This window comes from Pseudomonadota bacterium (assembly GCA_030859565.1).
GTDB lineage: Bacteria > Pseudomonadota > Gammaproteobacteria > JACCXJ01 > JACCXJ01 > USCg-Taylor.
In genome coordinates, this window is sequence record JALZJW010000030.1 from 1 (window position 1) to 24233 (window position 24233).

General features: G+C 59.8%; 27 protein-coding genes. 14 read left to right on the top strand and 13 right to left on the bottom strand.

Going from position 1 to position 24233, the window contains the following annotated elements; translation table 11 throughout:
* Positions 1-125 precede the first annotated feature (125 nt).
* The gene (locus M3436_06400) at positions 126-335 is read left to right on the top strand and encodes a HigA family addiction module antitoxin (GenBank protein ID MDQ3563768.1); all 210 of its coding nucleotides are present in this window, start codon (positions 126-128) and stop codon (positions 333-335) included.
* 69 nt (positions 336-404) lie between these two features.
* On the opposite strand, the gene M3436_06405 is transcribed toward M3436_06400, so the two are convergent.
* Positions 405-695: a hypothetical protein gene (locus tag M3436_06405; protein MDQ3563769.1), complete on the bottom strand. Its 291-nt coding sequence runs from the start codon at positions 693-695 to the stop codon at positions 405-407.
* 408 nt (positions 696-1103) lie between these two features.
* Between M3436_06405 and M3436_06410 the strand changes: the two genes are divergently transcribed.
* Together M3436_06410 and M3436_06415 are read left to right on the top strand one after the other, a co-directional pair.
* Positions 1104-2552, top strand: coding sequence for a helix-turn-helix domain-containing protein (locus tag M3436_06410; GenBank protein MDQ3563770.1), 1449 nt, complete (start codon positions 1104-1106; stop codon positions 2550-2552).
* The gene (locus M3436_06415) at positions 2539-3069 is read left to right on the top strand and encodes a methylated-DNA--[protein]-cysteine S-methyltransferase (protein ID MDQ3563771.1); all 531 of its coding nucleotides are present in this window, start codon (positions 2539-2541) and stop codon (positions 3067-3069) included. Before M3436_06410 ends, M3436_06415 begins: the two co-directional genes overlap by 14 nt.
* On the opposite strand, the gene M3436_06420 is transcribed toward M3436_06415, so the two are convergent.
* Positions 2973-4016, bottom strand: a complete 1044-nt coding sequence (locus M3436_06420) for a glycosyltransferase family 9 protein (GenBank protein ID MDQ3563772.1) — start codon at positions 4014-4016, stop codon at positions 2973-2975. The genes M3436_06415 and M3436_06420 overlap by 97 nt on opposite strands.
* On the bottom strand, positions 4000-4398 hold the full coding sequence (locus M3436_06425) for a DUF6165 family protein (GenBank protein MDQ3563773.1): 399 nt from the start codon (positions 4396-4398) through the stop codon (positions 4000-4002). The genes M3436_06420 and M3436_06425 overlap by 17 nt, the downstream gene beginning before the upstream one ends.
* A gap of 174 nt (positions 4399-4572) precedes the next feature.
* Between M3436_06425 and M3436_06430 the strand changes: the two genes are divergently transcribed.
* The 4 genes from M3436_06430 to M3436_06445 all read left to right on the top strand — a co-directional run bounded on the left by M3436_06430 (position 4573) and on the right by M3436_06445 (position 7138).
* Positions 4573-6054, top strand: a complete 1482-nt coding sequence (locus M3436_06430; GenBank protein MDQ3563774.1) for a cobyric acid synthase — start codon at positions 4573-4575, stop codon at positions 6052-6054.
* 128 nt (positions 6055-6182) lie between these two features.
* Positions 6183-6410 carry an AbrB/MazE/SpoVT family DNA-binding domain-containing protein gene (locus M3436_06435; GenBank protein MDQ3563775.1) on the top strand — a complete coding sequence of 76 codons (228 nt, stop codon included), beginning with the start codon at positions 6183-6185 and terminating at the stop codon, positions 6408-6410.
* Positions 6401-6778 (top strand): PIN domain-containing protein, encoded by a 378-nt coding sequence (locus tag M3436_06440; protein MDQ3563776.1) that lies wholly within the window; start codon positions 6401-6403, stop codon positions 6776-6778. Before M3436_06435 ends, M3436_06440 begins: the two co-directional genes overlap by 10 nt.
* A 75-nt stretch (positions 6779-6853) precedes the next feature.
* Positions 6854-7138 (top strand): hypothetical protein, encoded by a 285-nt coding sequence (locus M3436_06445; protein ID MDQ3563777.1) that lies wholly within the window; start codon positions 6854-6856, stop codon positions 7136-7138.
* Between the two features lie 260 nt (positions 7139-7398).
* Here M3436_06445 and M3436_06450 read toward each other — a convergent pair whose 3' ends face one another.
* The 4 genes from M3436_06450 to M3436_06465 form a co-directional block, all read right to left on the bottom strand.
* On the bottom strand, positions 7399-10233 hold the full coding sequence (locus M3436_06450; GenBank protein ID MDQ3563778.1) for a hypothetical protein: 2835 nt from the start codon (positions 10231-10233) through the stop codon (positions 7399-7401).
* Positions 10226-11140, bottom strand: a complete 915-nt coding sequence (locus tag M3436_06455) for an SIR2 family protein (GenBank protein MDQ3563779.1) — start codon at positions 11138-11140, stop codon at positions 10226-10228. The genes M3436_06450 and M3436_06455 overlap by 8 nt, the downstream gene beginning before the upstream one ends.
* Before the next feature lie 354 nt (positions 11141-11494).
* The gene (locus M3436_06460; protein ID MDQ3563780.1) at positions 11495-12136 is read right to left on the bottom strand and encodes a DUF2238 domain-containing protein; all 642 of its coding nucleotides are present in this window, start codon (positions 12134-12136) and stop codon (positions 11495-11497) included.
* A complete protein-coding gene (locus M3436_06465; GenBank protein MDQ3563781.1) occupies positions 12133-12786 on the bottom strand; it encodes a DUF2238 domain-containing protein in 654 nt (217 codons plus the stop codon). Before M3436_06465 ends, M3436_06460 begins: the two co-directional genes overlap by 4 nt.
* Positions 12787-13075: 289 nt before the next feature.
* Between M3436_06465 and M3436_06470 the strand changes: the two genes are divergently transcribed.
* Entirely contained in the window at positions 13076-14653 is a 1578-nt protein-coding gene (locus M3436_06470; GenBank protein MDQ3563782.1) for an alkaline phosphatase D family protein, read from the top strand.
* A 59-nt stretch (positions 14654-14712) separates the two neighbouring features.
* On the opposite strand, the gene M3436_06475 is transcribed toward M3436_06470, so the two are convergent.
* Together M3436_06475 and M3436_06480 are read right to left on the bottom strand one after the other, a co-directional pair.
* Positions 14713-15090: an Hsp20/alpha crystallin family protein gene (locus tag M3436_06475; protein MDQ3563783.1), complete on the bottom strand. Its 378-nt coding sequence runs from the start codon at positions 15088-15090 to the stop codon at positions 14713-14715.
* Between the two features lie 35 nt (positions 15091-15125).
* A complete protein-coding gene (locus tag M3436_06480) occupies positions 15126-15578 on the bottom strand; it encodes an Hsp20/alpha crystallin family protein (protein MDQ3563784.1) in 453 nt (150 codons plus the stop codon).
* Positions 15579-15815: 237 nt separating this feature from the next.
* Between M3436_06480 and M3436_06485 the strand changes: the two genes are divergently transcribed.
* The 5 genes from M3436_06485 (at position 15816) to M3436_06505 (ending at position 19666) form a co-directional block, all read left to right on the top strand.
* On the top strand, positions 15816-16754 hold the full coding sequence (locus M3436_06485; GenBank protein ID MDQ3563785.1) for a DnaJ domain-containing protein: 939 nt from the start codon (positions 15816-15818) through the stop codon (positions 16752-16754).
* A gap of 6 nt (positions 16755-16760) precedes the next feature.
* The gene (locus M3436_06490; protein MDQ3563786.1) at positions 16761-17075 is read left to right on the top strand and encodes a chaperone modulator CbpM; all 315 of its coding nucleotides are present in this window, start codon (positions 16761-16763) and stop codon (positions 17073-17075) included.
* 115 nt (positions 17076-17190) lie between these two features.
* Complete coding sequence (locus tag M3436_06495; protein ID MDQ3563787.1) at positions 17191-18771, top strand: AAA family ATPase; 1581 nt, start codon at positions 17191-17193, stop codon at positions 18769-18771.
* Between the two features lie 104 nt (positions 18772-18875).
* Positions 18876-19097, top strand: a complete 222-nt coding sequence (locus M3436_06500; protein ID MDQ3563788.1) for a DUF433 domain-containing protein — start codon at positions 18876-18878, stop codon at positions 19095-19097.
* Between the two features lie 125 nt (positions 19098-19222).
* Positions 19223-19666, top strand: coding sequence for a universal stress protein (locus M3436_06505; protein ID MDQ3563789.1), 444 nt, complete (start codon positions 19223-19225; stop codon positions 19664-19666).
* Positions 19667-19767: 101 nt separating this feature from the next.
* Here the strand turns inward: M3436_06505 and M3436_06510 are convergent, their stop codons facing one another.
* The 4 genes from M3436_06510 to M3436_06525 form a co-directional block, all read right to left on the bottom strand.
* Positions 19768-20481: a copper resistance protein B gene (locus M3436_06510; GenBank protein MDQ3563790.1), complete on the bottom strand. Its 714-nt coding sequence runs from the start codon at positions 20479-20481 to the stop codon at positions 19768-19770.
* A 44-nt stretch (positions 20482-20525) separates the two neighbouring features.
* On the bottom strand, positions 20526-22295 hold the full coding sequence (locus M3436_06515) for a copper resistance system multicopper oxidase (GenBank protein MDQ3563791.1): 1770 nt from the start codon (positions 22293-22295) through the stop codon (positions 20526-20528).
* Between the two features lie 65 nt (positions 22296-22360).
* Positions 22361-23251 carry a (2E,6E)-farnesyl diphosphate synthase gene (gene ispA, locus M3436_06520; protein ID MDQ3563792.1) on the bottom strand — a complete coding sequence of 297 codons (891 nt, stop codon included), beginning with the start codon at positions 23249-23251 and terminating at the stop codon, positions 22361-22363.
* Between the two features lie 48 nt (positions 23252-23299).
* Positions 23300-23554, bottom strand: coding sequence for an exodeoxyribonuclease VII small subunit (locus M3436_06525; GenBank protein MDQ3563793.1), 255 nt, complete (start codon positions 23552-23554; stop codon positions 23300-23302).
* Between the two features lie 187 nt (positions 23555-23741).
* Between M3436_06525 and M3436_06530 the strand changes: the two genes are divergently transcribed.
* Entirely contained in the window at positions 23742-24161 is a 420-nt protein-coding gene (locus tag M3436_06530) for a rubrerythrin family protein (protein MDQ3563794.1), read from the top strand.
* Positions 24162-24233 lie beyond the last annotated feature (72 nt).

A 24233-nucleotide genomic window follows, 5' to 3' on the forward strand; every position in this document is an offset into this window, starting at 1 on the left:
ACCTCGGGAGGAATCGTCTCTTTTCTATTGCACGAACGGCATAGCCTTTTCAAGTCTCACCGGCAGAGCCGGTGGTTTACTGAACAACCTAATTAAGCCGCCAGCTCAAGGTTCCGACGAATCGTATTACCGAGATCCTAAATGGCCAGAGGTCCATTACGGGCGACACTGCCCTACGCCTCGGGCATTTCTTCGGGACCAGCGCTGAGTTCTGGATGAACCTACAGAAGCTCTACGAGCTTCGCCTGGCAGATCAGAAGGCCGGCGACACCATCAAGTCCCTGCCGACGCTGGCCAGTCGTGGGCAGGGTGGCTCACAACCGCGGCCGCTGTAATCCGCTTGCGAGCAGAGGCCAAGATCACGCTGAAATGTTCAGCCGCAAAGGCAGAACAAGTTTGCCCGATCAGACCTTTCGACGCGCGCCGACGAACGATTTGACGGCAAGCACGACAAACAGAAGGCAAACCGCGGCCATTGAAATCTGCGCGATCTCGGCGCCCGAAAACGTCAGTTCGCCAAGACGCGGTATCAGACGTCCGGCCGTCGCGATAAATCCGAGCAGGGCTACAACGACGGCCGCGTGCATCAAGTGTTTTCGCAGATTTTCTTTCGCTTGCGCGATAACCCCGAACAGAAGCACGAGCGCGCCGAAGATTGCCGGAATAAGCGCCGTATAGCTTGCTCTGTCGGACATCACTCCATTCACGTACCCTAAAATTCTGATCAGGATTAGCAAAAACCCCGCAGAGAATCGATAAAGAAGGCATCTGGTTTCTTCGAAAAAAAGTGGATTTACAGCCTAAACTTACCAGAGTTTGCCGCGAATGACGAACCCGAAGCGATACAAGAAAATTCCCCGATTCTGGACCGAGACTCGCGTGTTTGACAGCCCACAGGTCCAGTTATACTTTATCTTGTCGACAAAAAAGGGCGTTTGAGAGCCCTATTCTCGAACGGAATCAACTTGTGCAGAGTTTTCCGAAGTACCGGGACAGGAGCCACCGCCCGCTGGCGGTGCAGGCGATCATCAACCGCAGCATCCTTCATATCAATGTCCGAAAACGGCCAGACATCGGCAAGGGCCGGGCCTACACTTGGCGTCATGCAACTGGATCCCCAACACTGCTATGAAGCGCTCCGGGCACGCGATGCGCGCTTCGACGGAGCCTTTTTCGTGGCGGTTTCGTCCACCGGCATCTACTGCCGGCCGGTTTGTACCGCGCGCCTGCCGCGCCGGGATCATTGTTCCTTCTACAGCAACGCCGCCTCCGCGGAAGGTGCAGGCTATCGCCCTTGTCTGCGCTGCCGCCCGGAGTTCGCGCCCGGCGCGGCACCGGTGGATGCGGTGCCTGCGACCGCACGTTGGGTGGCGATGCGTATCGAGGCGGGCGCGCTGAACGACGCTGGCCTGGAAGACCTCGCGGCCAAGTATGGCGTGAGCTCGCGGCAACTGCGGCGCGTGATCGAGCAGGAATACGGGGTTTCGCCGATCGAGCTGGCGCAGACCCGTCGGCTGTTGCTGGCCAAGCAACTGCTCACGGATACAAATCTGCGCATGGCGGATGTCGCGTTCGCCAGCGGCTTCAGCAGCGTGCGCCGATTCAATCACCTGTTCGGTTCGCGTTATGGACTCAATCCAACGAGCTTGCGCCGCCATGGACAGGTCAGCGCATCCGCGGATGCCATCGTGCTCAAGCTCGCGTTTCGTCCACCGTTGGCATGGACGCATCTGGCCGGGTTTCTCGGCAGCCGCGGAGCATGCGCGGTGGAAGCGGTGCACGGTGCGCGCTACCAGCGCACGGTCAGGAACGGGCGGTACTGCGGCTGGCTCACGGCGACGCCGATCCATCATCAGAACCTGATACGCGCTGAAATCTCGCCGGGATTGATGCCGGTGCTGCCGCAAGTGCTGGCTCAAATGCGGCGGCTGTTCGATCTCGACGCAAATCCGCAGGTCATCGAGTCGCAACTCGCGCAGACCGCGCAACTCGGCCATCTTGTCCGGCGTTTGCCGGGCCTGCGCGTGCCCGGAGCAATGGATACCTTCGAGCTTGCGGCCCGCGCCATTCTCGGCCAGCAGGTCAGCGTGAAGGCAGCGAGCACCCTGTTCAACCGTTTTGTCGCGGCCTTCGGCGAGACGATCACCACGCCGCAGCCTGGCTTGACCCATCTCTCACCCAGCGCGGAGCGCGTGGCCGAAGCGCCGCTGCAAGGGCTGATTGATCTCGGCCTGCCCGCCAAGCGCGCGCAAACCCTTCAGGGTCTGGCGCGCGCCCTCGCGAGCGGTCAATTGCGCCTGGAACCTGCCGCGAATGTGGAGGCGAGCATGGCTCAACTCAGGGAACTGCCCGGTATCGGAGATTGGACGACGAGCTACATCGCGATGCGCGCGCTGCGCGACCCCGATGCGTTTCCGCAGAGCGATCTCGGCTTGATGAAGGCGCTAGAACTCACCAAGCCGAAACAACTGCTCGCCGTCGCCGAAGCCTGGCGGCCCTGGCGCGCCTATGCCGCTCTGCACTTGTGGAACCACTTGAATGCCGGAGGATGAAATGAAAACTTTTTTCAGCCTGCTGCCGAGCCACATCGGTGAGCTCCTGCTGACCTCGGACGGCTTGGCCCTGACCCGGCTCTACATGGATGCCGAACGGCAATCGTCACGGCCGCAGGAGGGCTGGGTGCGCGACGACGCCTGGTTCAAATCCGCTCGCCAGCAATTGGCAGCCTACTTCGCCGGCGAGCTGACCGGGTTTGACCTCCCGCTCGCCGGCGAGGGCACGGCCTTTCAGAAGCAGGTCTGGAAAGCGCTCTGCGACATTCCCTACGGCGAGACCATCAGTTACGGTGAGCAGGCACGGCGCATCGGACAACCCAATGGCGCGCGTGCCGTGGGAACTGCGAACGGCCAGAACCCCATTTCCATCATCGTTCCCTGTCATCGCGTGATTGGTGCGAACGGTGCCTTGACCGGTTACGGCGGCGGCCTGCCCCGCAAGAAATGGCTGCTGGAACATGAGGCGGCGCAGCGTAAATTTGCATCGCCGCCGACCCCGAGGCGTTCGAGGTGAAGACGCAACCGCGCCGCGACCGCGGCTCCGGACAGCGCCTCGATCCGGCCTTCGGGCTCGCAGAGCCAGTCCGCCTGCTGGCCCCAGGGATGGTAGCGTAAAGCGTCCGTCGGACCGAACACGGTCAAGGTCGGTATCCCCACCGCGCTCGCCATATGCCCGAGCCCCGAATCATTACCGACGAAAACCTGTGCCTGCGCTAATACCGCGCAGTCCTCGAGGATGCTCGTCTGCCCGGCAAGATTGAGGACCGGCAGCCGCAGGCCCGCGGTTACCTCAGCCGCAGGGGTTACATCGCCCGGTCCGCCTAGAACAATAACGCCATCGAACCGATCTTCGACCGCTTTCGCCATGTCGATGAATCGCTGCGTGGGCCAAACCTTCTTCGGCCCCTTGGCCCCCGGTCCGAGCACGAGCCAGCGGCGGCGGGGAAGATCGGCCAAGACCCGCCGCGCAAACTCCCGGGCGGCCTCGTTTACCCAGATCCTCTGCGGCGGGATTTCCGCCGGCCCCGATAATCCCTCGACAATCGCCATCAATCGCTGCACGGCATGCGGCCCGCGCACGGCCCGGGCGCCCCATTTGGTATACCGGCGGCGGGCGCGCAATAGATACGCGAGGCCATCGCTGCGCAGATCCACCACCACATCATAAAAATTCGCTCGCAGTTGGCCTAAGAGCGCCGGAACACCGCGCCAAGCGGCGCGCTTGTTCTTGTAGAAGATCTCCCCGCGGTACGGACAGTGCTCAAAGATCTCCCCGGAGCGGCGATCGGCGACGATGTCGATTGAGTGTTCGGGATAGCGCGCATGCAATAATTCGAGCGCCGGCGTCGTCATGATCGCATCACCAACATTGCTAAGCGAGATGAAGAGCGCCTTTTCCGATGACTGAACGGCTCGATCCCCAAGATCGCCCGGCAGCGCACGCTCAGGCCGTGGCGTCATAGCTTGAATAGGATTTTTCTTCCACGATCCCCGAGCCGAGCTTGAGATTAATCGCACGCTTGGTCTCTGCGCGTTCATCGTTGAGCCTATAAACGCTGCGCGCTAATTCGATGAACTCGTGATCGAATTCGCGCGCCCGTTCCTTGTCGCGGAGATGGTCCTCGACCTCCCACAGCCGGCCGTTGAGTGCCTTTAAGCGCGTGCGCTCTTCGACGATTGCCGCCTCCGCATGCCCAGAGGTATGCCACAGCCTGCTCAGTACCTCGAGCTCGTGCGCGACGTGCCGGTATTTTTCGGGGTCAGTGATCCGCTCCGACTTGATCTCGAGGATCGTCAGCTTGTCGATAAACTCCCCCACGGAGATAGGGACGGTAATGCTCACTGCTTGCCTATTCAATAGTCCGAGACCATTCTATCAGGCCCGCGGCAGTTACACGGAAGCTATGCGTAACGGTACAAAAAAAATGTGTTTTACATTTCCTCTCGTGAAACAATGACGTGCATGGAAACCACCGAGACGCTCTATCTCCTGGGCGCAGAGGAGCGCCTCGCCGCCATGAAGACCCCGACCTTGATGGTGCAGGGCACGACTTCGGACGCGGGCAAGAGCGCGCTGGTCACGGGGTTGTGCCGGCTGCTCGCGCGTCGTGGCGCGCGCGTGGCGCCATTCAAACCGCAAAACATGGCGCTCAATAGCGCGGTTACCGTGGATGGCGGTGAGATCGGCCGCGCTCAGGCGGTGCAGGCGCGGGCTTGCGGCCTCGCGCCCCACAGCGACATGAACCCGGTGCTGCTCAAACCCAACACCGATGTCGGCGCGCAGATCATCATTCACGGCCATGCCATCGGCGCCATGGACGCGCGCGCCTATCACGAGTATAAGCGCATCGCGCATGCGGCGGTGATGGCGTCCTATCAACGCCTCTGCGCCCAGTACTGCGTGATCCTGGTGGAAGGTGCGGGCAGCCCGGCGGAGATCAATTTGCGCGACCGCGACATCGCCAACATGGGCTTCGCCGAGGCGGCTGATTGTCCGGTACTGCTGGTGGCGGACATCGACCGCGGCGGCGTGTTTGCCCATCTGGTGGGCACGCTGGCGCTCTTGAGCGAGACGGAGAGGGATCGGATCGCCGGTTTCGTCATCAACCGTTTTCGGGGTGATCTCGGGCTCCTCCGGCCTGGCATAGACTGGCTCGAGCACTACACCGATAAACCGGTGCTCGGCGTATTGCCCTTTCTTCACGGCCTGCATCTCGAGGCGGAAGACGCGCTCAACCGCGACGCTATGAAAGCGAACGGACCACTGCGGATCATCGTCCCGGCGCTTCCGCGGATCAGCAATCACACCGACTTCGATCCGCTGCGCTTACACCCGCAGGTGGAGTTTCGCTATCTCGGTCCGGGCGAGACCTTCTCCGCCTGCGATCTGATTATTCTGCCAGGTTCCAAGAGCGTGCGCGCCGACCTCGCGTGGTTGCGCGCGCAAGGATGGGAGCAAGCGATCCTGCGCCACCTGCGTTACGGCGGCAAGCTCATCGGGCTGTGCGGTGGTTTCCAAATGCTCGGCGGATCCATTCACGACCCGTTCGGGCTGGAAGGCGAGCCCGGCAACAGCGCCGGTCTCGCACTGCTCGCGATCGCCACCACCCTGGAGCGGCACAAACAACTCCATAACATGACGGGCTGGCTGGCGCTGGACCAATCCCCTGTCAGCGGTTACGAGATCCACGCGGGCGTGACGTCCGGCAAGGCGCTCGAGCGCCCCGCCGTGTACCTGGAAGACCGGAGCGAGGGTGCGCTCTCGGCCGATAGCCAGATCCTCGGCACCTATCTGCATGGGTTGTTCGAGTCCGGCCCGGCCTGCGACGCGCTGCTACGCTGGGCGGGCCTGCGCGAGCCGCGGACGCCCGATTACCACCAGATCCGTGACGCGAACATCGACCGGCTGGCCGATGCTTGTGAAACACACCTCGATCTCAGCGGCATCGAGCGCATCTTGGGAATCGATACCGCGAGCGGCAGAGAGCACGCGGTATGAACACGCTGATCCTGGGCGGGATGCGCTCGGGCAAAAGCCGGCTGGCCCACTAACGTGCTGGCGATCATGCTGGTTTGACGTTGGCTGCGATCCGCTTTACTATCTAGTAAAGCAATGAGGTGGTCCCAATGACCGTGGCAACCCTCAGTTCCAAATCGCAAATCGTATTACCGGCAGAGATCCGAAAGCGGCTTGGCATCCAGGCCGGGGATCGCCTCCTGATCGAGGCTGAGGCAGACAGAATTGTCATCCGCAAGGCCCCCCATTCTTTTACGATGGCCCTTGAAAGGTGCAGTGACGAACTCTGGCGTGGTTACGCAGAAGACCTCAAGAAGGAGCGGGCCCATTGGGATTGAACATCCCGGCGGGCAACCGCATTGCGTTCGATACGCCTGTTCTGATCTATTTCCTGGAGCACCACCCGCGGTTTTACCAGGAGGTACAACACCTCTTCGAGCGCATGGAGGGAGGCGATATTCACGGCGTGCTTTCCAGTCTGGCACTGACCGAACTTCTGGTGCCTGCCTTCCGTGTGGGTCGGGCGGACAAGGCCCAGGATCTGCTAAGCCTGCTGTCCGGATTTCCAAACCTGGACATCTTGGATGTCACGACGCCAATCGCTGTTACAGCGGCACGACTGCGCGGCGAATATAAACTCAATACCCCGGATGCGCTGCACGCCGCCACAGCTGCACGCCAAGGCAAATGCTCTGATAACCAATGACAGGGGTTTTCTGCGCCTTGAGTCGGCCGGCTTGCGGATAGCCTTGCTGGAATAGCGACCACTGTTGTATGCAGCATGGATAGCACGGCAAGAAAGCGATCTCAAGGAATTATCGCCTGGCCTGAAGACGAACGGCCACGCGAGCGACTGCTTCGGCGTGGTCCGCACGCGTTGACCGATGCGGAGTTGCTTGCCATCCTGTTGCGTGTAGGGCTACAGGGGACCAATGCGGTGGAGTTGGTGTGCCAGTTGTTGCAGCGGTTTGGGAGCTTGCGCGGGATGGCTGAAACATCCTTATCGGGGTTGCTTGATGTTAAAGGGCTCAAGGGGGCCAAGGCGGCTCAGATCGCCGCAGGGTAAAGGGGCCAGGATCGATTAACTTGCCCAGGCCATAGCGGATATCCGCCTAGCCCTGAGTCAAGGTCAACCGCTAGGTAACGCCCGGTTCATAGATACGATAGAGCGTATGCCTGGCAGCGACGCGAGTCCAAGCCCCGCGGCAGGCCGAGGGCGCAGAGGCCAGAGAGCGGGGATTTGGATGGTCAAGTGCAGATTGAATTGTGAGACAAAATAAAGTGACCCTAGCCCCTTTTGCCGCCTTTTGCCGGGCATATTTGGGCTCAGACACTTTGCGCCGCGCCAGTAATTTCTCGAAACCACTGAGTCGGCTGCTCGTTACCACCTCTTAGGTATTCACTGACAATTTCTTTCGCCTTGCGTAATCCTTCTGGTCCTACCCGTACGAGATTAGTGAGCGCGCCCCGAATCGCTTCTTCGGGGAAGTCCGGCCTGGCGCCTTCGAGAAGTCGACGCCATATCTCATACGCTTCGAGAGGTTGCCGTTCGCTAATCTTGGCGATGCTTTTAAGCAGATCATGAGAATTGTGGGCTTCCTCGGCAAACGGCGCCACTGCAAGTATTAGATTCTTGTTTCCTTCATTTACCTCGTCCACAAAGATGGTCCAATCGCAAAGCTTTGATGCTAGCCGCTTCCCTTCACGGGTACTCGTGTCAATGACATCGAGAAGACGGGGCCATAGTTCAAAGATCTTTGTCCTGATTTTCTCATCGCCATCCCTGCGCAGTGTCCACAGGAACCAAATTAGCTGACTGAGTTCTTGGTGCTTCTTGCGAACCAATAACTGATGAATCAGGCTTGACTCATCTTCTAATTTTTCGAAGTCGCTAACGTAGGCAATTGCGATATTTTGAACAATTGTGTCTTCCACCTTCTCCTTGAGGTTTTCGTCATCCAAAGCCCGAATAAAATGACCATTCTCCTTCAGGTGCTTGTAGACTCCTTCATACACCGTGTTGACATAGGCATAGCCTTTCATAGCGCATAGCCATTTCTGATAATTGTTTTTGGCGAAAATTTTTGGAAGATTCTCTAAAACCCAATCCTTCGACATATATAGAAAGTTAGGCAAGTAGTTGACCGCGAGGGTGGCAAACTCGTATTCCCCGTGATCGGCCCGAGCCAGCTCAGAGTCATATATGGGCTGAAAGTGGGTCCAAATTTCAACATGACTGCTGCGCTGCTTGTCTGCTAAACGACAGGAACGCAGGGTAAGGTTTATCAATGCTTCAACGCATCGCCCTCGGGGACTATTGATTGCGACAAACACCGCATCACAATCCGGTTTGAACTCTTCGCCTTTTTCTTTTTCAAGAAGAGTGAGAAGAATCGCTTCTGCCCGCCCCAGGTATTTCTCAGCAAATGCATGCTCGTCAGATTTTGTGCCGTTTTCGATTAGGCGTCCGATTCCTCCTACAATCCAATACCTGTTTGCCACGAAGGCATTTTCTTGCTGCGCGTTTTCCGGCAACCAGAATCTCTCTTGCTCAATGACGTCATTGCAGAACGCTAGCAAGTATCCCCAGATTTCTTCCCACGGCAATTGCGCTTTTTCTATCCACAGCTCGCCATACGCTTCAATAAACTCATGGATATATGGAAGCCCCAACGTAGAAAATTTGTGTAGCTGATTGTAGAACCGTAGAGGTTCGGCCTTCACGACCTGACGCAGCTCCTTTGCTAGACCTTCTAAATCGGGCCCATCAAACGCCCGAGGTTGTTTATAGGATTCCAGGTACACGTTGAGATGTTTGATCAGTTCATCAGAATCCCACGAAAGGAGTTCTTCCTTGGAAATGGCCGATTTGTGATCGACCCGTCCGCTGGTCATGTAGCTAGAGAAATCCGGATGCTCGGGATCCCCACCTACGATATCGACGCATCGTCGGTAACGCTGAGCAACGTCATCTCCGTAGTCTTTGATGGCCGACAGCCATATGGCACGTTGGTACGCCTTGAGACCCTCGTTTTGCTGATCGCTTTCATCCTTTTCTGCCAAGCGCACGATCGCCTCTTGCACCAGCACCTTTTCGTTTGGTGAGAATTGCGGATAGCGGTTGTGCAAGAGATGCCACAATTCATGCCGAAAGTTGCTTGTGAAATGTTCGGCGACAATGGCTCGGCCTACCAATTGACTTAACTGCTCATATCGCTGATCTATCGCGAAGATCGCAATCCGCTTTGTAGTCTCAAACGGGCTTTGCAGGAGTTGGCCGACATAATCGTTGGCCGCAACCGGGGCTTCTTCTGTGTAGGCCAACAGCGAATCCCGGTATCCCTCCAAGATGATGTCTTCCGCATCATCTGCGGCATGATTTTGCTCATGGTCCTCAATAGCCGATCTCCATACTGAAGACCATCGGTCGTTATCATGTTCGACCAAGATTTCCTCAAGTCGCTTTTGGAATATCTTGATTGCTGCCAGACCAAGCACTCTACCGACACTAGCAGCGACCTTTTTAGTAAGCTTCCTTGCGTGCCAACTGTCAAAGCGCAGTACCGCCTCCTTCTTTTTTGAAACAGCGTACTTTTTGTCTACAACATTTGTCTTGTACAACACATCCAGCAAACTCATCGAGAGCGCCCTACAGTGCTCATCGTCCCGATCGAGTAGGCTGATTAACCAATGTTCGCCTAGACTTTCTGCCACCACGCCCCGCTCGTACAAGTCATCAAGCCAGTAGTCGATAAGTGCTAAGTCACCCAAGCTGACTAAATGAGGTGGAAGGCTGCGAATGATCTTTGAAAACTGCCACCAGACCCGATAGTTACCGAAGCTGTGCTCCTTGGCATGAGTCGTCGCATTTCGAATGAATTCGAGGAACTTGACGGCATATGTCTCATTCTTCGGATCAAGAAGTTCTGCAGAAGTAGCCACCAGGTAGTCAGTAATCGGCCACACTGGAATACTGACATAGCTCTCTTCCTTAGCTGGCAGCGGTGGCGGGATCTCTGAAGGACGGAGAAACCCCGCCTCTTTAAACGCGGAAAACCATCGAACTCCAGTCGCTTTGCGAAAGAGAATTGGTTGCAGATCAGAATTTCGTTTAGCGCGTTCTACGGCGCTTCGCTGCTTTGGCGTCAGCGAGTCAGCCACGGATCTCCTCCTCCATGGCAGCAGCCTCATCAGCAAGCGCTATGTCTTTAAACCTTAGCTTCTTCGACCAGGAAATGAGTATCTCTACTTGGTGACCATAATCTTTATAGTCTTTGGGAAAACCGATTAACTCCGTTGCGAACGAATCAAGATAATAGTCCCGGAGCAATTCATAGAGAGCCATTTCCGCATTGAAGAATCCCTGCAAGATATACCGCCGTATCCGCTCCTTTCCTGGATTAGCATTTGCCCCTCCGCGGCGAAGGATGTACTCAAGCACTTCGATCTCATCCAAACCGTAACCCAAAAATAAGACCGTCTTTTTCTCAAAAAGATACCGCAAAAAATCCTGCACTTCCTTGCTCGAATAATGGTCCAGGTAGTCCTTAGTGGTAATTACCATGGTATCGGGGTCTTCCAGACAACCATGTATGTGCACCACGTTTCCATTTTGATCCAGATTCACTCTCAGAAGCTGCTCTCGCTTATAGAACCTCCAGTCTTCTTCCGGATGTGTTTTGCGTGAATCGGGGGACAGATACTTCTCGTAGTTCGTCGTAACAAAAGATGAGTTGAATGAGTTGAGATAGCTGTATACGTTGTCCGGCTCCAGCGGCACACGAAAAATGGATGCGTAATCGATTTTTATCTTTTTCTTTTGCGCAACGATTTTAGCGATAGACAATTTCCTCTTTGGGTCCGCTATTCTCTTGATCTGCGATAACTCGTAGTAGTCCACGCCCGCAGGCACGAGCTGCTCCAGAACTCTATCCGCAAAGCTGTCCCATGAAGGACACTTAACTAACCGCGATATACCAGCGCCAACAAAAACGACCAGCTCTCCGGACTGGGCTGCATTCTCAATCTCAGGAGGCACCTCCGGAAAAGGATTAAACGTTGAGGACATTCAAGCCCCCTGCACCCGTATCCGGCCGGTTAAAAGGTAGGCATCAAGCCACCTTTTAAGCGCTTGAGCTTAGCTGAGAATAAGAATTTCAAAAGCCCTTTTTCCTCAGCAGCGAAGATACGACTGGACCGGTAGGCTGTCAAACGTGCGCGGGGTCGGGCCGGAATCGGTGAAATTATCAGGCTATTGGGGCGACTGGATTCGCCAAGTACGAGCCGACAATCCCCTAGGCCTGCACTCTCTTAAGAGGCCATCATGCCCGGCGAACTGGATGTAAATCTTACCGGAACCCCGGCACCGAATTAACCTTCCACCTGTCTGCGACACGCGAGCAAACGCGCGTGCAGGATGGCTTTACCCATTTGATCCGGAAATTAGAGACGCGAACCCGAGGGAGATAAGCACTCCTATGATGGCCATCGTCGTGTCTTTTTGCGCGTCCCACTCATCCCCTTGAGTGCCTAGATAAGCCGCGCCTAGCTCCGGACTGACGATCTGGGCCACGCATGATTCGAGGACTTCGAAGGAACCGCTCATGGCAACGATGGTCGAGGCTGCAAGCACGAGTGCCCACCCGTGCCGCGTCTTCGCGCAGCGGAGCACTACCTCGTAGGCGGGATAGGCCAGGAGCAGGCCGAACGCGAAGTGCACCAGGCGATCATAATGATTTCGATCGAGGTCCATGACTCCTTGCAGCCAGAATCCCAATGGCACTTTGGAGTACGTGTAATGAGCTCCGACCGCGTGCAATATCATGAAAAGAATGATCAGGACATAGGAGAGATCGGAAAACTGGAAACGGCGATAGGTAACGATGAGCAGCGTTACCGATACCATGGTTAGAATATTTTCCAGCAACCAGTCCTGTCGATCGACCGGCGAGATGGCGAGCACTACCCATAGGAGGAGATAGCCGCCGAGCAACACCTGCAACAGCCGATTCTGTCCGAGCGACGGCCTCGGCCCCGGCACCGTTGATAGTGTGGTGAATGTCATGAGGGATCCTCCAAGGAGCGATCCGATGGCGATACACGAGGATCCGGAGCGATCCATCGCGTCTGGCTCAAGACAATCAGCACAGTGCAGAGAACAGAGCCATACAGCGCCGCGCTCATGTCTTTTTGCGCGTCCCACATATCACCTTGTGATCCGAGAAAGACGAGACCAAGCTCGGGCTTCATCAACTCCGCGAACCAGGATTCCACAATCTCCCAGAGACCGCTTAACCCAAGTATCGTGATGTTGGGCAGATAGTATCGCAACCAGCCGCGGACGTGCGCGAATCGACGAAACCACTCCTCGCAGGGATAGGCCAATAGGAATCCGAAACAGAAATGGACAATGCGATCGAAGTGGTTGCGGTTCAAAGCGAGCGCCTGCTGCAACCAACTTCCGAATGGCACCTCTGCATAAGTGTAGTGGACACCGATCGCATGTAATGTCAGGAACAGGGTGATCAGAAAATAGGAAATGCTGGACAATGGACAGATCCGATAGCTCGCCACGAGACCGGCCACAAAGAGCACCGGTAAAATGCTCGCGGCCATCCAAAACTCGCGATCCGCCGGTGCAATCGCCATGGCGATCGAAAAGCTCGCATACCAAACAAATAAGGCGACGACAAATATCTCTCTTCGATGGTTCATGATGCATGCCTTTGACGAAGGACAAGCCAAGGTTACAGAAAACCGGATAGGCATTGAACGCGGGCCGCGGCCCGAAAACGACACACCCGTACGCGCCTTAGTATATCCCGTCCGGCCGGCTCGCTTGCTCAAGTAGCTTCCGTAACGTCACCGCCGTTCGCGCTCTTCATCGAGGTATTGAAATAACTCTCGCGTGATTGACAAGTCATAGGTCCATCCGTACTGTTCCTTTCGAAGAAAAAGGGCGTTTATTTTTTCTGATACCCTGCCTCGGCACGAAATGAAGGGCATGGCTCATATGAGACGCTGCGTGCCGTGGCTTTCGCGCCGCGACTTCCTTTTGAGAACAAGCTCGGCCGCCGCGGGCCTCGTTCTGGGTTCTCGGCTCGGCTTCGCGAGCCCGCGGGCCCGGTTTGCGCGAGACCCTTTCAGCCTCGGCGTCGCTTCGGGATACCCGCGCCCAGACGGATTCGTCCTCTGGACGCGTCTCGCTCCCGATCCGCTCGAAGGCGGCGGCATGCCACCGAAGCTCGTCAGGGTTTCATGGGAGGTCGCGAGCGACGAAAAGCTCACACGCGTCGTGCAGCGGGGGACGGCGATCGCATCGCCCGATTACGCGCACGCCGTCCATGTCGAGCTCCAAGGGCTCGAGCCAGACCGCCCGTACTGGTATCGCTTCCGCACCGGCGACACCTCAAGCCGCGTGGGCCGTACGCGCACCGCGCCCGCGCCAGGGAGCGCGGTCGACCGCATCCGCTTCGCCTTCGCTTCCTGCCAGCAATACGAGCAAGGCTTCTTCACCGCGTACCGTCACATGGTCTCCGAAGAGCTCGACGTGGTGATACACCTCGGCGATTACATCTACGAATCGTCCTGGGGTATCGGCCATGTTCGCAAACACGGCGCCCCGGAGCCGATCACGCTCGAGGACTACCGCGCTCGGTTCGCGCTCTACCGGAGCGACCCCGATCTACAAGCCGCCCACGCGGCCTTTCCCTGGATCGTGACCTGGGACGATCACGAGGTAGACAACGACTACGCGAACGAGCGCTCGCAGGATCTCGACCCGCCCGAGTGGTTCCTCGCGCGACGCGCCGCCGCCTACCGCGCCTACTACGAGCACATGCCGCTGCCCCGCAGCGCTCATCCTTTTGGTCCCCACATGCGCCTTCACACGCGAGTAGCCTTCGGCAGCCTCCTCGACTTCTACGTGCTCGACGATCGCCAGTACCGCTCGCATCAGGTCTGCCCGAACCCGGGTAAGGGCGGCTCGGCCATCGTCGAGGAGTGTCCTCAAAGGCTAGACCCCTCGCGCACCCTTCTCGGATCGGTCCAGGAGGAATGGCTTTTTCAAAGCCTCGGAAAAGCGCGGGCGCGGTGGAACGTCCTCGCCCAGCAGACACGGATGGCGCAGCGGCCCCTCCCGCGCAACTCGCGCCGCGCCTTCTGGACGGACGGTTGGGATGGTTACCCGATCGCAAGACGGCGTCTTCTCGAGCACATTCACGCGAGCCGCACACCCAACCCGCTCGTCATCGGCGGGGACATCCACTCGTTTTGGGTCAGCGACCTCAAGCCCGACTTCGACGACCCTGGCTCACCGACCGTCGCGACGGAGATCGTCGGGACCTCGATCACGTCGCAGCCGCCTGGCCGCGACGAAGAAGTGGATGCCGTGAAGAGCAAAAATCCACACATCCGGTTCGGGAACTACTCGCGCCGCGGTTACGTCACGATCGAGATAACGCCCTCGCGCGCCCGGGTGAGGCTTCGCGCGATGGACAACGTGACGAACAGCGAAGCCGGCATCTCGACCCTTCGCTCCTTCGTTGTGGCGGAGGGCCGGCCGGGCGCCGAGGCGGATTGACTGCGTTGCTGGATGTGATCACCGGCACCGCGCCAAGATTCGGCACGGTGCCGGGTTCGTCAGCTCACCTTGACTTGGATCCGGCGCGGTTGGGCGTGCTCGGCCTTGGGGATGCGCAGCTTGAGCACCCCGTCCTTGAACGCCGCATCGCTCTTCGTGGTATCCAACTCCCGGCTCAAGGTGAACAGCCGCCGGAAGCGCAGCGTCTGGACCTCCGCGTAGGCAGGGGTCGCGCCCTCCGGTGTCTCCAGGACAACCTCGCCTTCGATGAGCAGGCCGTCACCGTCCGCGCGCACCGTGAGCCTGTCCCTGGGCACGCCGGGCAGATCCGCAAACAGCGTGATCCCGGTCTCGTCTTCGAGCACGTCCACCGCCGGCACCATCGCCGGGCTGTGCCGTTCCTCCGCCCGCTGTACAACTTCTCGCTTCTCGCTCATGACTCATTCCTCCAATGAAAATTCGATGACTAGACTCACTTGACCTCGATACGCCTCGCCTGCGCCGATTCCTGCCGCTGGATGGTGATGCGGACGACGCCATCGCGGTAACTCGCCTCGACCCGCGCCGGATCGGCGTCCTCCGGCAGGCTTACCACCCGCTTGAAGGAACCGGTGGCGCGCTCGTGCGCATAGAGGCTGAGCTGTTCGCTCTCCTCCGGTACGTCCGAGGCCCGCTCGCCCGCGATGGTCAGTAGCCCGCGGTCGATGCTGACCGAAAGCTTCGCGGGATCGATGCCGGGCGCGAACGCATAGACCTGGATGGATGTCGGCGTGCTCCCGATATTGATCGCCGGAAACGCACCGCGGCCGACCGCACGTATGCTCGATGGCAGACCCAAGCCCCCGAAACCGTGCTGCATCTCACGTTGCAGCCGCTCTAGCTCGGCGAACAGATCGGTCGGAAACCGCAACAAGGATTCGTACATGGTTGTACCTCCATAGTGAAGAAATTTATTGCCGCGTCCGCCGCCTTCGGCGCACCGCGGCCATGGGTAGGATACAATATGGGGCCTGCAAACCATTGATCAAGATCATGCCCCCCTTTGCTATGGGCTACCGAAGGGCGAGTGGCATTCCGTATAGAATATTGAGGTGCAACCAAAAGGCGTTGCTCGGGGCGCTAAGATGAGGGCCGGATCGGCCGGCGATGGACAAGAAAGCACGTGGAGTTTAAAGACTATTACCAGACCTTGGGCGTCGCGCGCTCGGCCGCCGAGGGCGAGATCAAGCGTGCTTACCGCAAGCTCGCGCGCAAGTATCATCCCGACGTCAGCAAGGAACGGGATGCATTGGAGCGCATGAAGGAGATCAACGAAGCCTACGAGGTGTTGCAGGACCCCGCGAAACGCACCGCCTACGATCGGCTGGGGACGGGCTGGCAGCCCGGTCAGGACTTTCACCCACCGCCCGACTGGGACGCGGGCTTCGAGTTCCGCGGGAGCCCTGCTGGCGAGGCCTTCGGTGGGGACTTCAGCGATTTCTTCGCCACGCTCTTCGGCGGCGCGGTTGGGGCGAGGCACGGGGCGGGTTTCCACCGCCGCGGCGAGGATCATCATGCCAAGGTCCTCATTGACCTCGAGGACGCCTTTCGCGGTGCCACGCGGACCGTGACACTGCGCGTGCCTGAGTTCGACGCTAAAGGGCGGCTCGCGGTGCGCGAGCGCACGCTGAACGTGCAGATCCCCAAGGGGATCCGCGAAGGGCAGCTCATCCGCCTGGCCGGGCAAGGATCCGCCGGGGTGAAGGGCGGGAAGGACGGCGATCTCTACATCGAGGTCGGGTTCAAGCCCCACGCACTCTACCGGCTGGACAGCCGCGATCTCTACGTGAGCCTGCCGGTGGCACCCTGGGAGGCGGCGCTCGGCGCCACGGTCAAGGCGCCTACGCCGGGGGGCACGGTGGAGGTCAAGGTCCCGCCGCACTCCCAGGGCGGGCGGAAGCTACGCTTGCGGGGCCGCGGGATCCCGGGGGAGCCGCCCGGAGATCTCTATCTCGTATTGGAGGTGGTCTTGCCCATTCCCAGGACGGAGCGTGCGAAAGAACTTTATCAGACCCTGGCGCGGGAGTTGGCCTTCAACCCTCGCCGCGGCTTGGGCCTGTGAAACCAGATGGACGCGGACATCGTCACAGGTATTCTCCTCAGCGAGCAAGGTGCCTTGTCGCTAGAGGAGATGGTCGAGGCCTGCGAGGCCGAGGTAGAGTGGATCGTGGAGCTGGTCGAGGTCGGTGTCCTGTCGCCCGAGGGCCCGGATGAGACGGAGTGGCGCTTCGGCGCTCCGGATCTCTTGCGTGCCCGCCGGCTCGCGCGGCTAGAGCGCGACTTCGCGGCGAGCGCCGAGGCCGCCGCCGTGATCCTCGACCTCCTCGATGAGATCGAGCGTTTACGCGCCTCCCTCATACGCGCGGGCGTGGAACCGGTGTGAACGACAGCGTGCGGATGTCGAATCGTCCCGAATTCAACTGGAGCCGAACCCCCACGTCGACGAACCCAACGCTGATTCGCCCGCTTCTCTTGCGGGCCACGTGAGGGCTACGGCGATGGCCTGTGATCGCTTGGGGCGATTGCTTAAAAACTTACAGAAACCCGAGCTCTTCGACCACCCGATCGGGGGCTGCGAGTTGGCGGAGACCCACATCTCTTACGTGCTCCTGGCCGGCCCGTACGCATACAAATTCAAGAAGCCGGTCGACTTCGGGTTTCTCGACTTCTCTACGCTCGAGAAGCGCAGGTTTTATTGCGAGGAGGAGCTGAGGCTCAACGGGCGCCTCGCCCCCGAGCTTTATCTCGAGGTCGTGGCGGTGACGGGGACGGAGGATACGCCTTCTTTGGGAGGGCCCGGCTCTCCTATCGAATACTGCGTCAAGATGCGCCGCTTTCCTCGCACGGCGCAGCTCGACCAGGTGCTCGCGCGCGGCGATCTCACGGGGGACTTGCTGGAGGCGCTTGCCAAGGCGATCGCGGAGTTTCACGACGGCGCCGAGATCGCTCCGGCCGATGTGCCGTATGGAAACGCCCCCGAGGTCGGCAAGTATGCCTTGGAGAACTTCACGGAGATCGGGAACGGGCCCGCGGAGATCGATGCCGGCAACGCGCTTCTGTCCTTGCGCGCCTGGACCGAGGGGCAGCTTGAGAGGCATCGTGAGCTCATAACAGGACGCAAGCGGCGAGGGCGGGTGCGGCAATGCCACGGGGATCTGCATCTCACGAACATGGTGTTGCTGGAGGGGAGGATCGTGGTCTTCGATGGCATCGAGTTCAATGCCGCGCTCTCTTTCGTCGATGTCATGAGCGAGATCGCCTTCCTCTTGATGGACCTCGATGTGCGCGAGCGTCCCGATCTCGCGTGGATCTTCCTCAACCATTATTTGGAGGAGACGGGTGACTACGGGGGCCTGCCATTGCTGGACCTCTACCGCGTTTACCGATCGCTCGTGCGGGCCAAGGTCGCCTATCTCGAGCATCGTTCCGGGGGCGCGAAGGCGGCGTGCCTTGCGCGCTACGAGCGGCATCTCGCGCTTGCTGGGCGCTATGCGGAGCCGCGTCCTCCGGGTCTCATCCTCATCACCCACGGTGTCTCCGGCACCGGCAAGACGGCGCAGAGCGCGGCGTTGATCCCCCGGCTCGGGGCACTACGCATCCGCTCCGACATCGAGCGCAAGCGGCTGGCCGGTCTGCCGGCCGAGGCGAAGACCGCAAGCACCGTGGCGGCCGGGATCTACGATGCCGCCATGACCGATCGCACCTATGAACGGCTCTTGGACCTCGCCCGCATCGTGAGCGGCTGCGGCATTCCGGTCATCGTCGATGCCACCTTCCTCGCACGTGCGCGGCGTGAGGCCTTCGCGGCGCTTGCGAGATCGCTCGGCGCGCCGTTCCGGATCCTGGATTTTCGGGCGGGCGAGGCGGCGTTGCGTGCGCGGATCGCGCGCCGCGCGGCAGAAGGCCACGATGCTTCCGAGGCCAATCTCGCGGTGCTCGAACACCAGCGCTGTAGCCAGGAGTCCTTAACGCCGCACGAGCAGCCGCTGACCCTGATCTGGGACACCGAGCGCCCCGGCGAAGCCGCGCCCATCGCCGCCGGCCTCGAGCGGCTCACGCAATGCCGGCCCGCTCGCTGACGCGGAGCTCCGGAGGATGTTACCCGGCGAGGCTGGCAGCCGCTGGCGCGGCCGCCCGATCGAGTGCTTCGCCGTAACAATACCCAAGTGCTATCATTGGTTTCATGATGGATTGGTCGAACTGCCCAGCCGTTGAACGAGATCCCCAACGTGTGAGCGGAACTTGGGTGTTCCGTGGCACACGCGTGCCCGTTGCCGCGCTGTTTGAGAACCTTGAGGACGGCGCGCAGGTTTCACAGTTCGTCGAATGGTTTCCGCGCGTCTCGCTCGAACAAGTGCGTTCCGTCCTTGAACACGCGGCGCAAACTGCGCTGGCTTCCGCTTGAGTGCGCGTGGTGTTCGATCAGGGTACGCCGGTTCCCTTGCGGGAATCATTGCGGCAGCATGAAGTCTCGACTGCCAATGCATGCCATGCCAGGCGAAATACCATTGCTAATGCGAGGAGGATCTTATGCTCGTCATCAATCGAATTCTCTGTCCGGTCGATTTTTCCAAGCCTTCCGCACGTGCCTTGGAGTACGCCTTGGCGCTGGCTGAGCGGTTGGGGGCCCAAGTTGATGTGGTCCACGCCTATGAGCCTCTCGCCTATGCGGTCGCGGACGGTACCGTGGAGCTACCCCCTTACCTGCAAGAGGGTCTCGCGAAACGGCTGCGGGAGCGGCTCGAGCAGTTCGTCAAAGAGACGGTGGCTGAGGCGCCCAAGACGACCGTCCATCTGGCCGAAGGCGTGCCCTACCTCCAGATCGTAGAGGTTGCTAAGCTGCAACAAGCCGATCTCATCGTCATCGGCACCCACGGGCGCACCGGCCTGTCGCACATGATGTTGGGGAGTGTGGCGGAGCGGGTGGTTCGCACCTCCGAGGTCCCGGTACTGACTATCCGCTCGGCCAGCTAGTGCTGATGGAATGACGGCCTCGCCGTCCTGGCCGCGCTCGGACCCTCACGGGTGGAGAAACGCTTGTCAGCCGCCCCTGCCCGGCTTAGCGTTGAGGAGACCTAGAACCAGAACCGGACCCCGGCGACGAACGCGGAAGTGTCATACGCTTCCCCCCCGCCTTTCGCTAAATCGGCCGTCCGGCCGACCTTCCGTTCCCAAACAAAGCCGATGTACGGCGCGAGCTCACGCACAATCTCGTAGCGTAGCCGCAGACCCAGCTCAACCTGGCTCAGCCCGGGGCCGATCCGGAGTGCCTTCACCTCCTGGACGGCGAAGTCCAACTCGAACGACGGCTGCAGGATCAATCGCTGCGTAATTAGAATTGGGTACTCGACCTCAAGGCGGGCGGACACATCGCCCTCCTCACTGATGAACATGTCCGCGTCCACTTCATAAAGATACGGTGCGAGCCCATGGAGGGCGAACACGGCATAAGCTCGCGAGGGATCGGGTTCCACATCATAGCGGGCCCCGACGGCCAGGTCCCAAAAGGGCGTCACCAAGCGGTTGTATCGGAGCTGCACTTCGCCGTTTTCCACTGGACCGCCGATACGATTATCCCCTTGGGTCTTAAACCATACGCGGTTGTAATCCCCGCCGGCCCAGCCCCGCACATCCCAGGCCAGCGTGCCGGACCCGTTGCTCGCGATCCGGTACTCCAACTGCTCCGCCTGGACGTAGGTGAAGATCTGATCAGCGTGCGGCTGGACGGGCGGCGCCGCTGCCAGGCCCGTCACCTTAAGCCAAAGCAGCGATGCCCAGAGCTTACGCATGCTTGGATCACCTCCCCGCTCGCAGCCGTCCCAACGCGGCTTGCTTAGCCGGGAGCCGCGGCATCCTGGGTGACGACGATCTTCCGGAACATGCCGGCCTCCATGTGATAGAGCATGTGGCAGTGAAACGCCCACTCGCCGAGCGCGTCGGCCGTCACCTCGAAGGAAAGCCGCTCAGCCGGCTTCGCGTTGATCACGTGCTTGCGCGGCTTGTAGGCGCCCGCCCCGTTGTCGAGATCGCTCCACATGCCATGGAGGTGCAAGGGGTGATTCATCATCGTGTCGTTCACGAAGGTGAAGCGCACGCGCTCTCCGTACCGGAGCCGGATGGTCTCCGCCTCCGAGTATTCTTTTCCGTCGAACGACCACATGAAGCGCTGCATGTTGCCGGTAAGGTGCAACTCGATCTCCCGGATCGGTTTTCTAAGGTCATAGCCGGGCTGGCTATTTCGCAGGTCCGTGTAAACCAGGACGCGCCTATCCGTAGTATCGAGACCGATTCCGGGCTCGCCGAGCCTATCCGCCGGCATCATCGCGATCATCTCATTGCCAGGCCCGTGGTCGTCGGGTCCGTGCATCATTGCCGTCATCTCGTTCGCCTTATCGGTGGCCGCGTACCCCGTGCCATGCATGCCATCCATGTGCCCACCGTGGTCCATGCCCGCCGCTTGCGGTCCGCTCATCGGGCCGTGTGCCATGCCCATGTCCGCCATCGTGAGCAACGGCCGCGGCCGCATCTCAGGGATGGGCGCCGACAGGCCCTCCCGCGGTGCGAGGGTGCCGCGCGCGTAACCGCTGCGATCCATCGCCTCGGCAAAGAGGGTATACGCGCGGCCGCTCTCAGGCGCCACGATCACGTCGTAGGTCTCGGCCACAGCGATGCGGAACTCATCCACCGCGACCGGCTGCACATCCTGGCCGTCAGCCTGCACCACGGTCATCTTGAGCCCGGGGATGCGGACATCGAAGTAGGTCATCGCCGAACCGTTGATAAACCGCAGCCGCACGCGCTCGCCCGTTTTATAGAGCGCTGTCCAGTTGGCGGCGGGTGGTCTTCCGTTGATGAGAAACGTGTAGGTGTAGCCCGTGACATCGGCGATATCCGTGGGGTCCATGCGCATGCGGCTCCACTCGAGCCGATCGGAAATCGTCGCCCCCCATCCCTTATCCGCAACGTCGCGGAAGAAGTCGGAGGCCGTGCGCTTATTGAAGTTGTAATACCCGCTTTGCTTCTTCAGCTTCGCGTAGACCGTGTGCGGATCCTCGTCGGTCCAGTCCGAGAGCATGACGATGTAGTCACGATCATAGCGGTAGTTTTCGCGCCGAGCCGGTGCGATGACGATGGGTGCGTACATCCCTGCTTGCTCCTGGAACCCCGAGTGGCTATGGTACCAGTAGGTGCCGTTCTGCTTGAGCGTGAAACGGTAGTCGAAAGTCGCACCCGGCGCGATCGCATCGAAACTTATCCCCGGCACCCCGTCCATGCCGGCGGGCAGGATGATCCCATGCCAGTGGAGGGACGTTGGCTCGTCGAGGCGGTTGGTCACACGGATCAGCACCTCTTCGCCCTCGCGCCAGCGGAGCGCCGGGCCGGGCACGGATCCGTTGATCGTCGGGACCACCTTATCCCGGCCTGTCAGGTTGATCACCTTTTTTTCTATGACGAGGGCGTACTCACCCCCGTACGCTAAACCGGTCAGTCCCCATGCGCCGGCCAGAAATACAGCTATCCGCCACACCGTTTTCGTCTCCATCGTTGTCAATCCAGCCGCACCGGCGCGAACGAGCGCCGCGCGTAATGTCATCACGTTCATCGTTGGCAAGGCGTGAGCCAAAAAATCATGGGACGGTTTCTCGCCGTAACTGTCTGGATCCCGGCCTACTTTTCGCGCTCCACGATGTAGCCAGCGAGTCGCTGAAGTAGCTTGCCGGCCGATCCGAGATTGGAAATGGCGGCTAATGCTTCGTTAAAGAGTTCCGCAGCGGCTCGCCGGGCGCCGTCCAACCCGAGGAGGTTGGGGTAGGTCGGTTTGTTGCGCGCCATGTCGGACCCTTGGGGCTTGCCGATGACCTCCGTGTGCCCTTCGACATCCAGGATATCGTCCTGGATCTGAAAGGCGAGCCCCACGCATTTCCCGTAGCGCTCGAGCCGCTCCAAGATTTCTGGATCCACGCCGACTTGGGACAGGGCGCCTAAACGCACGCTCGCGCGTATCAAAGCCCCGGTCTTATGAATATGCATGTTTTCGAGCTCGGCGATGTTGAGCGTCTTGCCCACCGCGGCGAGATCGAGCGCCTGTCCGCCCGCCATTCCGCGTGACCCGCTGGCCGTCGCTATGGTGTCGATCATCCGCAGCCTTTGTTCGGCGCCTACCCGAATGTCCGGGTCGTGTGCGAGCACATGAAAAGCGAGCGCCTGGAGAGCGTCTCCGGCGAGAATGGCCGTGGCCTCATCGTAGGCCTTGTGGCAGGTTGGACGTCCGCGGCGGAGATCATCGTTGTCCATGGCCGGAAGATCGTCGTGCACCAGGGAATAGGCATGCACCAACTCCACGGCGCAGGCCGGGCCATCCAAGGCCTCGCGGTTGACGCCCAAAGCCGTTCCCGCCGCGTAGACGAGGAGCGGACGGACGCGTTTACCGCCGCCTAAAACGGCGTAGCGCATGGCGGCGTGCAAGCTGGCCGGAACCTTGTGAGCCGGCGGCAGCCACCGCTCCAAGGCTTGATCTACAGCCAGGCGGAATTGTTCGATTGACGCGCGGGCGGTCACACGTGTTTTAACGATCCATCACGGTAGCAACAACGCCATCCCGGGTATTCACAGCCCGTCATTGTCCCCGGCGCCAGGAGCAAACGGCGCCAGCGCTTGAGTACCGTTTTTCTCAAGAAGAATTTTTACCCGTTGCTCGGCTTCACCGAGCGCCTTCTGGCAGGCCCGCGTTAACGCCACCCCCCGCTCGAAGTGCTTTAACGACTCATCGAGGCTAAGCTCGCCCGCCTCCATCTTGTTGACCAAGGACTCCAACTCTCGGAGCGCCTGCTCCAAATCAAACCCGGTGTTTTTTCGCGCCACGCCCTATCCTCCGGCGTGTTACGGTAAACTACCGAAAATTCGGGGTCAATGCACAACGCGCTGATTAGAATCGAAGCCAGCCGTCGCGCTCGCGTCGATTGACATTGAGGCGGGTAGACCCTAGACTCCTGATTGCACTTAGACTTAGTCTAAAAAATACGGTAAGCAATTTCGTGGAGGAGGCGTTATGCAGTTGAAAGGCACCAAGACTGAAGACAATCTGAAGCATGCCTTCGCGGGTGAATCCCAAGCCAATCGGCGCTATCTGTACTTTGCGCAGAAGGCGGATGTCGAGGGTTTTAATGATGTCTCGGCGGTGTTTCGGTCCACGGCTGAAGGCGAGACCGGCCATGCGCACGGTCATCTCGAATACCTCGAGGCGGTCGGGGATCCGGCGACCGGGCTTCCGATTGGCCCGACGGCCGCAAACCTAAAGGCCGCCATCGCCGGCGAGACGTATGAATATACGGATATGTATCCCGGCATGGCCAAGACCGCCCGGGATGAGGGGCTCGGTGAGATCGCGGATTGGTTCGAAACCCTGGCCAAGGCGGAGCGTTCGCATGCCAATCGGTTCCAAAAGGCGCTGGATGCGATAGCCGCTTGATTGCGGCCGGCGGATCGGGTTCGGCGAATTATGTCGTCGTCAGGCCGATCGCGTTGACCAATCTTGATTCTC